At 62.6% G+C, this 12,256-nt stretch carries 10 protein-coding genes; 8 read left to right on the forward strand and 2 right to left on the reverse strand.

Annotated features, from left to right (window positions below; genetic code table 11):
* The first annotated feature begins 3 nt into the window (after window positions 1–3).
* The 6 genes from OZ428_RS00670 to OZ428_RS00695 all read left to right on the forward strand — a co-directional run bounded on the left by OZ428_RS00670 (window position 4) and on the right by OZ428_RS00695 (window position 7,243).
* Entirely contained in the window at window positions 4–1,062 is a 1,059-nt protein-coding gene (locus tag OZ428_RS00670; RefSeq protein WP_033900096.1) for an HlyD family secretion protein, read from the forward strand.
* The gene (locus tag OZ428_RS00675) at window positions 1,059–2,504 is read left to right on the forward strand and encodes an efflux transporter outer membrane subunit (RefSeq protein ID WP_269132449.1); all 1,446 of its coding nucleotides are present in this window, start codon (window positions 1,059–1,061) and stop codon (window positions 2,502–2,504) included. Before OZ428_RS00670 ends, OZ428_RS00675 begins: the two co-directional genes overlap by 4 nt.
* Window positions 2,505–2,578: 74 nt before the next feature.
* Window positions 2,579–3,088, forward strand: coding sequence for a sigma-70 family RNA polymerase sigma factor (locus tag OZ428_RS00680; RefSeq protein WP_038842405.1), 510 nt, complete (start codon window positions 2,579–2,581; stop codon window positions 3,086–3,088).
* Entirely contained in the window at window positions 3,085–4,035 is a 951-nt protein-coding gene (locus tag OZ428_RS00685) for a FecR domain-containing protein (RefSeq protein ID WP_133076598.1), read from the forward strand. Before OZ428_RS00680 ends, OZ428_RS00685 begins: the two co-directional genes overlap by 4 nt.
* 91 nt (window positions 4,036–4,126) lie before the next feature.
* Window positions 4,127–6,580 carry a TonB-dependent siderophore receptor gene (locus OZ428_RS00690; protein ID WP_269132450.1) on the forward strand — a complete coding sequence of 818 codons (2,454 nt, stop codon included), beginning with the start codon at window positions 4,127–4,129 and terminating at the stop codon, window positions 6,578–6,580.
* A gap of 99 nt (window positions 6,581–6,679) precedes the next feature.
* Window positions 6,680–7,243: a hypothetical protein gene (locus tag OZ428_RS00695; protein ID WP_133076596.1), complete on the forward strand. Its 564-nt coding sequence runs from the start codon at window positions 6,680–6,682 to the stop codon at window positions 7,241–7,243.
* A 12-nt stretch (window positions 7,244–7,255) separates the two neighbouring features.
* On the opposite strand, the gene OZ428_RS00700 is transcribed toward OZ428_RS00695, so the two are convergent.
* On the reverse strand, window positions 7,256–7,957 hold the full coding sequence (locus tag OZ428_RS00700) for a DUF3142 domain-containing protein (protein ID WP_133076595.1): 702 nt from the start codon (window positions 7,955–7,957) through the stop codon (window positions 7,256–7,258).
* A complete protein-coding gene (locus tag OZ428_RS00705; protein WP_269132451.1) occupies window positions 7,954–10,122 on the reverse strand; it encodes an outer membrane assembly lipoprotein YfiO in 2,169 nt (722 codons plus the stop codon). Before OZ428_RS00705 ends, OZ428_RS00700 begins: the two co-directional genes overlap by 4 nt.
* A 168-nt stretch (window positions 10,123–10,290) precedes the next feature.
* Between OZ428_RS00705 and OZ428_RS00710 the strand changes: the two genes are divergently transcribed.
* The gene (locus OZ428_RS00710; protein WP_269132452.1) at window positions 10,291–11,895 is read left to right on the forward strand and encodes a glycosyltransferase family 39 protein; all 1,605 of its coding nucleotides are present in this window, start codon (window positions 10,291–10,293) and stop codon (window positions 11,893–11,895) included.
* 33 nt (window positions 11,896–11,928) lie between these two features.
* On the forward strand, window positions 11,929–12,174 hold the full coding sequence (locus tag OZ428_RS00715) for a DUF2789 domain-containing protein (RefSeq protein ID WP_033900115.1): 246 nt from the start codon (window positions 11,929–11,931) through the stop codon (window positions 12,172–12,174).
* Window positions 12,175–12,256: the final 82 nt, after the last annotated feature.

Below are 12,256 nucleotides of genomic sequence, written 5' to 3' on the forward strand. Positions count from 1 at the left end.
TTCATGAAACGCAAAGACAAAATTGCCGTCTCCGTCATCGCCGTATTTGCGGTCGGCGTGTTGGTGTACCTGGTCGCGCCGGGCGTGCTGGGCAGCAAGCGCCAGACCACCAACGACGCCTTCGTCGCCGCTGACTTCACCCTGGTGGCGCCGCGCGTGGCTGGCTTTATCAAGGAGGTGCTGGTGGAAGACAACCAGCGCGTCAAGGCCGGGCAACTGCTGGCGCTGATCGACGACCGCGATTTCCGCGCTGCCGCCCAGGCGGCCGACGCCGATACGTTGGTCGCCCAGGCCCAACTGAAAAACGCCACGGCGACCCTGGAGCGGCAAAGTTCGGTCATTGCCCAGGCCCAGGCCACCGTCGCGGCGGATCGCGCCGAAATGGCTTTCGCCGAACACGAACTCAATCGCTACAACCACCTCGCCGGAGTCGGCGCTGGCACTGTACAGAACGCTCAGCAAGCCAAGACCCGTATCGACCAGGCCACCGCGCGCCTGGCGAATGCCACGGCCGTGCTGGCGGCGGAACGCAAGCAAGTGGAAATCCTCACCGCCCAGCGTGATGCCGCCGAAGGTGGGCTCAAACGCGCCCAAGCCGCGCTGGAACTGGCCAGTTTTCAACTGTCGTACACGCGCATCGTCGCGCCGGTGGATGGCATGGTCGGCGAGCGTGCAGTGCGGGTGGGCGCCTATGTGACGCCGGGCAGCAAGATCCTCGCGGTCGTGCCGCTGGAAGAGGCCTACGTGGTCGCCAACTTCCAGGAAACCCAGCTCTCCCATATGCATGCCGGCCAAGCCGTGCAGGTGCGTGTCGACAGCCTCGACGGTGAATTGCTCAACGGCCATCTGGAGAGCCTCGCGCCCGCGACGGGCGTGACGTTTGCCTCGGTCAAGCCGGACAACGCCACCGGTAACTTCACCAAGGTGGTGCAACGCATTCCGGTGAAGATCGTCCTCGAACCCAACCAGGCGCACATTGAGCGTCTGCGGGTCGGCATGTCGGTGGAAGCCAGCGTCGACACCTCGCCGGCCGCGCAGCAGCGCGAGGTGGCCCAGCAATGAAACGAGTGGCCTGGCTCACCTTGAGCCTCATCAGCCTGAGCGCCTGCACGGTCGGTCCGGACTTCCACACGCCCCAGAGCCCGCAAGTGACCCAATGGAGCGAGCCCCAAGGCCGCCTGGCCGCCAGCCGTGCGGTCAGCGACCCATTGCAAGAACGCTGGTGGGATGTGTTCCACGACGCGCAACTCTCGGCGCTTACACGCCGCGCGCTCACCGATAACCTCGACCTGAAACTCGCCAGCAGCCGTCTGCAACAAAGCCGCGCGGTACGCCAGGTGACCACCGCCGAGCGCTATCCGAACGTCAATGCCAACGGTGATTACCTGCGACAACGCAACAGCGGCAAAGGCTTGAGCGACCCGTCCGGCAACAATGGCCGTTCGGCATTCAACCAGTGGGACATGGGCTTCTCCGCTTCCTGGGAGCTGGACTTCTGGGGCCGCGTCAAACGCGAAACCGAAGCCGCCGACGCCACCCTGCAAGTGGCCGAAAACGATCGTCGCGCGGTGCTGTTGTCAGTGTTGGCCGAGACCGCCCAGGACTACATCCAACTGCGCGGCGTGCAAAACACCCGCGCCGTCACCGAGCAAAACCTTGATGTCGCCCGCCACAGCCTCAAGCTGTCGCAGTTGCGCTTGGCGGACGGCGTGGCGACGGACCTGGACGTCGCCGAAGCCGCCGCTCAAGTCGCCGCCATCGAGGCGCGCCTGCCGGATCTGCAACAGCGCCAGGACCAGCTCATCAACGCCCTCAGCCTGTTGATGGGCGAGCCGCCACAAGCCCTGCACGCGCAGTTGTCCAAGGACGCCGCGGTGCCGCAAACCCAGCGCCAGATCGCGATTGGCTTGCCGTCGGAGCTGGCCGAACGCCGTCCGGATATTCGCCAGGCCGAGGCGCGTTTGCACGCCGCCACTGCGAGCATCGGTGTGGCCAAGGGCGATTTCTACCCACGCATTACCTTGTCCGGCAGCCTTGGCTCCCAGGCCATGCAACTGTCGGATTTCGGTTCCTGGGGATCCCGCGCCTTTGCTTTCGGCCCGCAATTCAGCTTGCCGCTGTTTAATGGCGGGCGCCTGCAAGGCATGTTGAACCTGCGTGAAGCTCAGCAACAGGAAGCGGCGCTGGCGTACCAACAAACCGTGCTGCGCGCTTGGCATGAAATCGATGACCAACTGACCCGCTACAACGCCAGCCAACTGCGCCGCGACAGCCTTGCCGAAGCCGTGCGCCAGAACCAGATTGCCCTGCGCACCGTGCAGCAGCAGTACGTTGAAGGCGTGGTGGATTTCGTCAACGTACTCACCGTGCAAAGCGCGCTGCTGGCCACGCAAGAGCAGTGGGTGGAAAGCTCGACGGGCGTGTCGCTGGCGATGGTCGGCTTGTACAAAGCGTTGGGCGGCGGCTGGGAATCGGTGTACCCGCTGCAAACCGCCGGGCGCTAAGTACAAAGAGTTTTTGTCAGTCGCTAAATAAACTGTAATGATAATTGCTCTCAATAGTGTATCTGAGCTTTTTCATGGACAGCGCGACTGACGGCCAGCAACAGCTTCACCTCCTGTACCGCGACCATCACGGCTGGCTGCAAGGCTGGCTGCGCAAGCGCCTGGGCGATCGCGAGCATGCGGCTGACGTGGCGCAGGACACCTTCCTGCGCCTGCTGGTATCCGGGCGCTTTCCCGGCGACAAGGAAAGCCGCAGCTACCTGGCGCAGATCGCTCGCAACCTGGTGATCGACCAGTGGCGGCGCCTGCGCATTGAGCGCGCCTACCTGGAAAGCATCGCGCACCTGCCCGAGCCGGAATCGCCGTCCCTGGAAACCCGCGCGCTGATCCTTGAAACCCTGATGCAGATAGACGCCATGCTCGACCGCATGCCCGACAACGTACGCCAGGCGTTTTTGCTGTCGCAGTTCGAAGGCCTGAGTTATGCACAGGTCGCTGAGCGCTTGGATGTCTCCATTAGCTCGGTGCAGAAGTACATGACCCGCGCCATCGTCGCCTGCTACCAAGTGGCCTACGCCGAATGAGACACGACGCACCCATCGCCCCGGCGATTGTCGAGCAGGCCAGCGAATGGCTGATGCTGCAATGGGGCGGCGACCTGCAAGGCGAACAACGCCAGGCTTTTGCCCGATGGCAGGCTGCCGACCCGGAGCATCGCCGTGCCTGGCAGCGTTTGCAGCAGCTGCAGCACACCCTCGGCAGCGTGCCCGCCAACAGCGCCCGCGCGGTGTTGCGCGACACCCCGGATACGCAGCGCCGCGCTGCGCTCAAGCTGCTCGGCCTGCTGTTGGTGGCTGGTGGTAGCGGCTACTTGGTGCAGCGCAGTGAACCCTGGCAAGCCGGCTTCGCGCAATACCGCACTCGCACCGGCGAAATTCGCCACGTCACCCTCAGCGATGGCACGCGCCTGGACCTCAACAGCGACAGCGCGGTCGACCTGCGTTTTAGCGCCAGTGAGCGGCGTATTCGCCTGATCCGCGGCGAGATCCTGCTGACCAGCGGCCACGATCCCTTCCGCCCGTTGATCGTCGAAACCCCAGCGGGCGATGTGCAGGCGCTGGGCACTCGTTTTGCCGTGTGCGAACTGGCCGATGGTAGCCGTGTCGACCTGTACGAAGGTCGCTTGCGAGTGACCCCGGTACATGGCGTAGCCGTGCAGATGAACGCCGGTGATAGCCTGTGGTTCGACCCGCATCAAAGTTCGGCGCTGGCGGCGGTGAGCGCCAATGCCAGCAGTTGGACCGAGCACCGCCTGATCGCCGAGCGCCAGCCGTTGGGCGAGTTCGTGGCGCAACTGGGCCGTTATCGTCCGGGGCTGCTGCGGTGTGATCAGGTGGTGGCCGGTCTGCTGCTGACGGGCGTGTTTCCGCTGAACGATACCGATACCATCCTCGCCGCGCTGGAGCGCTCGTTGCCGGTCCAGGTGCAGGCGGTCACGCGCTACTGGGTCACGATCAAGGCGCGGGCCTGAAAATTTTTTCACTTGTGCTTGTCGGTTTTTGCGTCCCGTTCGGGATACCTCTTGAAAGCCAATCAAGAAGCGATCTCACGGGAGTCCTGCAATGCCGCACCACCCAATCCAACCCTTGGCCCGCGCCCTGCGCCGTGGCGTATTTGTCAGCCTGTTCGCGACGGTGCCGATGGTGCCGACGCTGGTCCATGCCGAAGAAAGTACCGAGGCGCAGCGCAGCTACAACATCCCGGCCGGCAGCCTCGACCAGGCACTGAATCGCTTTGCCAGCGCGTCGGGTATTTTGCTGTCGGTGGACGCGACGCTGACCGAAGGCAAGCGCAGTGCGGGCCTGCAAGGGCGCTATGGCGTCGGGTCGGGTCTGGAGCGGCTGCTGGCGGGCAGCGGCCTAATGGCGATGCAATCCCAGGGTGGTTGGTCGTTGCAGGCGGTTTCCAATGGCGGACCTTTGCAACTGGGCGCCACCCAGATCAGCGGCCAGCAAGCCCAGGAAAGTGCCTGGGGCCCGGTGGACGGGATTGTCGCCACCCGCAGTGCGTCCGGCAGCAAGACCGATTCGGCACTGGTGGAAATTCCGCAGACCATCAACGTGATCACCGCCGCCGAGATCAAGGCGCGCGGCGCGCAAAGCGTCACCCAGGCGTTGCTCTATACGCCGGGCATGAGTGCGGGTGGTTTCGCCGACCGGGTGAAGCTGTTCGATGAACCGACGTCCCGGGGCTTCTCGCCTACGCCGCTTTATCTGGACGGTCTGCACTTGCCTTATGGCGGCGGCAGCACCGGCGGTGCGTTGCAGATCGAGCCGTATTCCCTAGAGCGCATCGAAGTGCTCAAGGGCCCGGCCTCGGTGCTGTACGGGCAGAACCAGCCTGGCGGCATCGTCAACATGGTCAGCAAGCGCCCCAGCGAAACGCCGATCCACCAAGTGGTACTGGAAGCGGGCACCTACGAGCACAAAAGCGCGGCCATCGACCTGAGCGGTCCACTGGATGAGCAAGGGCAATTTCTGTATCGCCTGACCGGCTTGGCCAATGACGGCCAGGACGAAATCAACTACGTCGAAAACAAACGCCAGTTCATCGCGCCGAGCCTCTCCTGGCGGCCGAACGATGAAACCAGCGTGACGGTGTTCGCGCAGTACCAGAAAGACAAAGGCGTGCCCGAAGCCCAAGGGTTACCGGCATCCGGCACGTTGTGGGCCAACCCCAACGGCAAGATCAAGCGCGACCTGTTCATCGGCGAGCCCGGCGTCAACCAGTACAACCGCGAGCAATACGCGCTGGGTTACGAGATTTCCCATCGCCTGAATGACACGTGGACCCTCAAGCAAAACGCACGTTATGCCGAGGTCGACGACCGCTACACCGCGCCGTTGCACGGCTACCGTTTCGTCGCCAACCCGGCCACGGGCGTACAGGATCAACGCTACCTGCAACGCTTCGGTGTGGACTGGGCGCAGAACAACAAAGTGTTTGGCGTGGACAGCATCGCCCAGGCGGAATTTGATACCGGTGCCTTCTCTCACACGATGATCTTCGGCCTGGACTACTACCATTCCAACTCGCAGTTCCACGGCTTGTACGACCGCAACCCGCCGATCATCGACCTGTTCAAGCCGGTCTACGGCCAGCGCCTGAATTTCGGCCAACCGTACCGCTGGGACCGCACCATCACCCAGACCGGCCTGTACGTACAGGATCAGATCAAGTGGGATAAATGGGCATTGGTACTGGGTGGGCGCTACGACTGGGCAAATGTGGTGAACAAAGAACCCCTGACCGACACTCGCTTCGCCAGCAAAGACCAGGCATTCACGGGCCGTGCGGGCCTGGTGTACCTGTTCGATAACGGCCTGGCGCCGTTTGTCAGCTACACGGAATCCTTCCTGCCACTGGCCGGCACTGACGCCAACCAGAAGCCCTTCGAGCCGTCTACCGGCAACCAATACGAAGTCGGTGTGAAGTACCAACCGCCTGGGCAGAAGAGTTTCGTGCAGGTCTCGGCCTATCAGCTGGACCAGGAAAACGTGCTCACCACCAACCCGGTCGACACCACCTTCAGCACCCAAAGCGGTGCCATGCGTTCACGCGGCGTGGAAGTGGAAGCCAAGGCCGTCCTCAGCGATGCCTGGGACATCGTCGCGTCGGCTTCGCGCAACGACATCAAATACACCAAGGACAACGACGGCCGCGAGGGTCGCCATCCCGCCGGTATCTCACCGCTGACCGCGTCGATGTGGATCAACTACAGCGTACTCGGCGACACCCCGCTGGCCGGCCTCGGCGCAGGCCTGGGTGTGCGCTACGCCCGCCAGAGCCTGGGTGATTACTACGAAGGTGCCTTTACTGTGCCCTCCTACAGCGTCTACGACGCCAGCCTGAGCTACGACCTGAGCCGCTCGCCGCTGAAACTCAAGGGCGTGAAATTGGCGATGAACGTGCAGAACCTCACCAACAAGACCTATGTGTCGCAGTGCACCAGTGACCTGGATTGCTACTACGGCGAAGGGCGTACGGTGGTGTCGAGCCTGACCTACGACTGGTAGGCAGTCGGTTGTAGGACACGTCCTGATTGAGTCGGGTGTGAACTTTAAACGTCTCGCGAGCGTTAGCTTTTGGCTGGCCACCCTCGCGAGATACGGCCTATGTCTGTCGCTGAAGATCCCTATGCCACACCACGTTCCCGCCTGAGCTGGATGCCGGTTCGCGAACCGGTATTCCTGGTGGTCGCCCCGCGCAAACTCCTCGTCTTGGTGCTGCTGACCCTGGGCGGCTACTTCGCCTACTGGCTCTACCAGCAATGGGCACTGTACCAGCAAGCCAGCGGCAAGACGCTATGGCCCTGGGTTCGCGTGATGTTTCCGGCGTGCTACTTCTGTTCGCTGATCCTCAGCGTGATGCGAGAACTGGAGCAGGGCGAGTCGGCCTTTTACTGGTGGCCTCGCTGCCTGGCGGCGGCGATCTTTCTGGGAGGGTGCTTGCCGTTCACCGTGCTGTGGCTGTTGTCACCGTTTGCCGCACTGGCTGTCGTTGCCTGCATCGCCGTGTTGCAGGTGGCGTTGGCGTTGCAACTGCAGTGCGCGATCAATCACTTGGAGCAGGATCCCGAGGGAGAGGGAAACGCACGCCTGACACGCGCCGAATGGCTGGGAGTAGGTGTCGGGCTACTGGGATGGGGGTTGCTTGTGACAGTCTGGGGCGCCGGATAAGGGAACGGCGTTTCAAGGGTTTTGTAAAAACACCACATACCCTCGAAACCACTCGCTCGTTTGCAAATACTTCGGTTCCTCCCACGTCCCGCCTTGAATCAAGCCGATCTTGAACGGCAACCCCAACCGGTTCATCCGTGGCAAATACGCCGCGTAATCGGGGATGCTGTGGCGCCCCTGGTACGTCTGCACCACCACTTCATCCACCACGCCCTTGAGCTGGGCGATGGCGGTGGGGTCGGCATTGCTGCTCCAGTCCATCAGGCCGGTGATGCTCAGGCGCAGGTCGGCGGGCAGGCGCTGGCGCAGGCCGCGCAGGAAGTCGGCGTATTCGTGCAGGTACTGGGTGCGGGCGTCGAAGTCGATCTGAATGCCGACCACTGGATTGCCTGCGTCGCGCCAGCGTTGTACCTGGCCAAGCAGTTGGGTGTAGACCTGTTCGGGCCAGTGCAGGGTGTGGGCGCGATAGACAATCCAGATGTCGCCCTGGGTCAGGCGCGGCACGCTGATGCCTTGGGCGATCATCTGCACGCCGCGCCCTGGCGCGCGGCGCGTGGAGTTGATCTGGCCCTGGAGGATGTACAGGGTTTTCGCCTGCTTGAGCACCGGCTGTGGCGCGACGCCGCTCCACAGCCAGAAGGCGTCATAGTCGCGGGCGTCGACGGCGCCGAAGGCCGAGCCTAGCAACAGCAAGCTGAGCCACAGGTGCTTCACCAGTAGTACTGCAGCGATTTGCCCCACTGGGTGTCGGCGTAGCTGGTTTTCAGCTGGCGGAACCAGGCTTTGCGCACGGCCGGCTGCACGTCGACGCCGCCGCAACTGTTGTAGCCCGAAGGTCCGTAGCAGTTGATGGCGCGGAACAGGGCGTAGGCCTTGTCGTTCTTGGGGGCCTTGGCGTTGCCGATCACCTGTTTGTAGCCGTCCAGGCGCGAGAAGGTTTCACCCTTGAAGTCCGATGCGCTGCTGCCCAGGCTGCCGGCGGCGCGTGCCTGCTCCAGCGGCATGCCGTCCAGGCCGTTACGCAGGATGAACTCACCCAGGCAGTTCAGGCCCTGTGGGTTCTTGGCATCGGCCTGCAAGGTCGCGGCGATTTGCGTAATACTCGGGCAGGCGTAGCCGGACTCGGCTTTGTCACCGTTCCACTGGAACAGTTTCAAGGTCTGGCTGGCGCTGTAGACATAACCCAGGCTGGTGCCCAGTTTGTCGTCCGGGGCAGCGGCTGGCAGTTGCTTGAGGTCGTCGGCGAAGGTGGCGTACTGGCCGCGCAGCAGGTCTTTGTAGAGCAACACGAATTGCGCGGTCTGGCGCTCCAGCGGGTCGCTGGCCCCGGCGATCTGCTGGCGCAGCAATTCAGGACCGGCGACGTTGCGCAGCAGGATGTAGCGCACCGGTTTGGCGCTGATCGGTGAATCGGCGGCAAACACCTTGGCCAACTGGCCGCTACGCTCGTAGTTCAGGGCCAACGCCAGCTCAAGCTGGTCGCGTTGCAACGGCAGTTTTGCCAGTGGCAGCAGTTGCAGCCAGAGCGCTTCGGCGCCTTTCCAGTCTTGCTTGGCTTCCAGGGCCAGGGCGCGCAGGGTCTGCTGGCTGAAGGCGAAGTAATTCAGGCTCGACGGAACGCTCTGGGGCAATTGTTTCAGCGCGGCGTCCGGCTGATGCTCGGTATACAGCGCAGACACCGCGAGCAAGTAGTCATACAGCTGCGGCGCGCCAGCGAACGCCGTTTTCTGCTTTTCCAGGTCGGCGCGAGAGAGGGCGGGCTGGTTGCCACCGCGCATCACCATCAGGTCACTGACAAACTGGATCATCGGCGTGGTGACGGTCTCGCTATTGACCATCAACAGCTTGAGGTCGGCTTCCTCCACCAGATCATCCAGCGACACATTGCGCTGCGCGTCAGTCGCTTCGGTCATCGCCCAGCCGAAGGCTTCGGCGAGTTTGGTGTTGTCACCGGCCAACCAGTAGACGCGACGCAACAGGCCACGGGCGGAGGCCAGGTAGTCGCCCTGTGGATAAGTTTTCAGGTAACCGAGGAAGCCTTCTTCGGCATCACTCAGGGCGGACTTATCCACATGCTCAAGCTGCGGCATGCCGTACTCGTCAAAGGCTTCAGCCTGGGCCTGGTTCAAGGAGGTACGTGCGGTCATGTACAGCGCGGTTTCCTTCAGCCAAGGCACCTGGCTGGTGCTGGCGGCGGCAAAACCGCGCTCAGCGTCACCGAAGCGGCCGCTGTAGAAGTCGGCGGCGGCTTGCAGGTAGGTACGGAACAGTTGGCCGTCGTGGGACTGGATCTGCTGGGCGTCCACCACCTGGCCTTCCCACGAACAGGCCGTGAGCAGTTGCAAGCGCGCCTTTACCAGCAAATCACGCTCGGCTGCCGGCATGTCGGCCTTGATCACCTGGCTGATGAAGGCCGTGGCGCTGTCATCATCGTTGCTGCGGCAACGGCTGCCCTCGCCGGTCAGGAACGCTTCGCCTGCGGTCTTGTACTCGTCGCGCTGGATGCCCAGGGGCTTGAGCAGGGCGTCGAGTTCGGCGGTGCGCGAGTCGTCCGGCTTGTTGTCGGGCTCATCGTTTGTCGCGGGAATAGGCGCCAGGCGATAGACCGGGAAGGGCACCAGGCCGAAGCCTTGGGACAGATCGTCTTCGCTCAGGGCGTTGGGCGTGAGCGGTTCGGCCTTTTTGTCCGCCAGCAGCAGGCGCAGGTTGACGCGACTGTCGTTGCCGGGGCTCAGGAAGGGCAGGTTACTGCAGGAATCGAGGCTGTCACGCGAGACGCGCCAATCGGGGTAACACGAGTCGTCAGAGCTGGCCTGGGCCTGTTGGGTGATGCCGGCAAGCAGTGCCAGTGCCAGAGGTGACAGAAAACCGATGCGCATGTCGTGTCCTTGATCCTGAGTCCTTGGAGGGGGGCAATAATAGCGTGTTCCTACGGTTGCTTCGGAGAAGCCCTGCACAAATTGCTGATTTGTCTGATTCCAGCAGCCAGCCTGGATCTTTTGTCCTAGAGTGGCGGTGTTTGCACTTGGGCAATCAGGGGAATCGAGGTGCGTCGGTCTGTGGTTGAGCAAAACGAAAAGGTCGGGACGTTACCCGCACTCAGTCGCCTCAGTTGGGAAGGTGCCGGCTGGATCAGTCGTCTCTGGTGGGTGCCGATCCTGGCGCTGGCCATGGCCCTGCGGTTTTACAATCTGACGTCGGCGGCGATTTGGGGCGACGAGGGCTCTAGCCTGCTGCTCAGCGAATACGCCTTGGGCGACCTGTGGTTCCATGCGGCGCATGATGTGCACCCGCCGCTGTATTTTTTGCTGCTGCGCGGCTGGATCGAACTGTTCGGCGACAGCATCTGGTCGATTCGCGGCATGAGTGCCATTCCCGGCGTGGTGGCCGTGGGTCTGGGCATCTGGCTCACGCGGCAACTGTCCACCCGCCGTGCGGCGGTGCTGGCGGGGATCCTGCTGGCGCTGTTGCCGACGGCGGTGCGCTACAGCCAGGAAGTGCGCATGTATTCGCTGCTGGGCGTGTGGCTGCTGGGCGCCACGCTGGCGCTGGTGTACTGGGTGCGCCAACCCGAGCGCACGCGGTATCTGGCGGCGTATGTCGTCTTGATGACGGCCGGTTTCTACACCCATTATTTCACTGCACTGTGCGTGTTGGTGCACTGGGCCTATCTGGGTGTGCTGGCTGGCACGATGCCGCGTGACCAGCGGCTTATCACACGCCCGGCCTGGTGGGTGGCCAACGCCGCGATTGTGTTGCTGTACCTGCCGTGGCTGCCGAACCTGCTGGACCTGGTGCAGCATGTCGAACAGCTCAAGGTGGGCGGTGATATTGGCTGGGAAGAGCCGGTCAGCCTGTTCTCCCTGCCGTCGATGATGTGGCAGTTTGTGCTTCAAGACGAAGGTGTCGGTTTCTGGTCGCCGCTGTTCTGGCTGTTCCCGTTGTTACTGGTGGCTGTCGTGTTTGCCACCGCTTGGCGTGACCGTGAGCGCTATCGGCCGGCCAGCCTGTTGGCGCTGTTTTTCCTGTTGCCACTGCTGTTGGTCTACGGGGTGTCATTTATTTCCCCGGTGTTTATCGAACGTTACCTGACGGTGTATGCCCTGGGTTTGCCGATCCTTCTGGCGATGGCCATCGATCGTCTGCCATCGCGGTTTTCACTGCTGGGGGCGGCGCTGTTCGTGCTGTTTGTCGGCGTGGAACTGGTGGGGTTGAAAAACAATTTCACCGTGGATGAGCACGACCAATTCAACGTGCCGGTGGAGTTCGTCAACCGCAATTACCAGGAAGACGACCGCATCGTCCTCAGCGACATGATGTGGTACCTCAGCTACGTGTATTACGACCAGACCGACGCCCAGTTGCAGCTCTACACCCCGCCCAAACCCGACGGCACGCCCACCCGGCCGAATGCCTATGGCTTTGGCACGTTGGTGGACCAGGACGGCGGGCGCATCTACCTCGACCGCCTGTCGGCACTGCCCGCCGAGACCCATCGCGTCTGGCTGATCAGCAGCAACGAAGCCCCCGACGACTTCGCCCCGCTGCCCGAAGGCTGGCGCGAACTCAGTCGCCAGGATGGCGGCGGCGCGCGGGCGCGGTTGTTCGTGCTGTGCAACGTACCGTCGGCACAACCCGAGGGCTGCCGCTAGACTGGGTTGACACTTTTCTATCAGGAGCCCGCCATGGAATCGCCCGTGCATAGCTTGCCGTCACTGTTCAAACAGCTGGGTTTGCCGGATGACCCGGTGAGTATCGAGAAATTTGTGGCGGTGCATTCGCCGCTCAAGCCGGAGCTGAAACTGGCGGATGCGTTTTTCTGGACGGACAGCCAGAAGGCGTTTTTACGCGAGGAGATTCTGGAGGATGCGGATTGGGCTGAGGTGGTGGATGAGTTGAATTTGATGTTGCGGGGTGGGCGGGGCGTGTAAAAAACTTAGTAAAAATGGCAAAACTTGAAAAAATCTGATGAGGGTTGAAAAAAACTAGGCTTTAATCGCGTGAGTGAACTTT

Origin of the sequence: Pseudomonas sp. GXZC, assembly GCF_026967615.1 — a bacterium.
Lineage (GTDB): Bacteria > Pseudomonadota > Gammaproteobacteria > Pseudomonadales > Pseudomonadaceae > Aquipseudomonas > Aquipseudomonas azotoformans_A.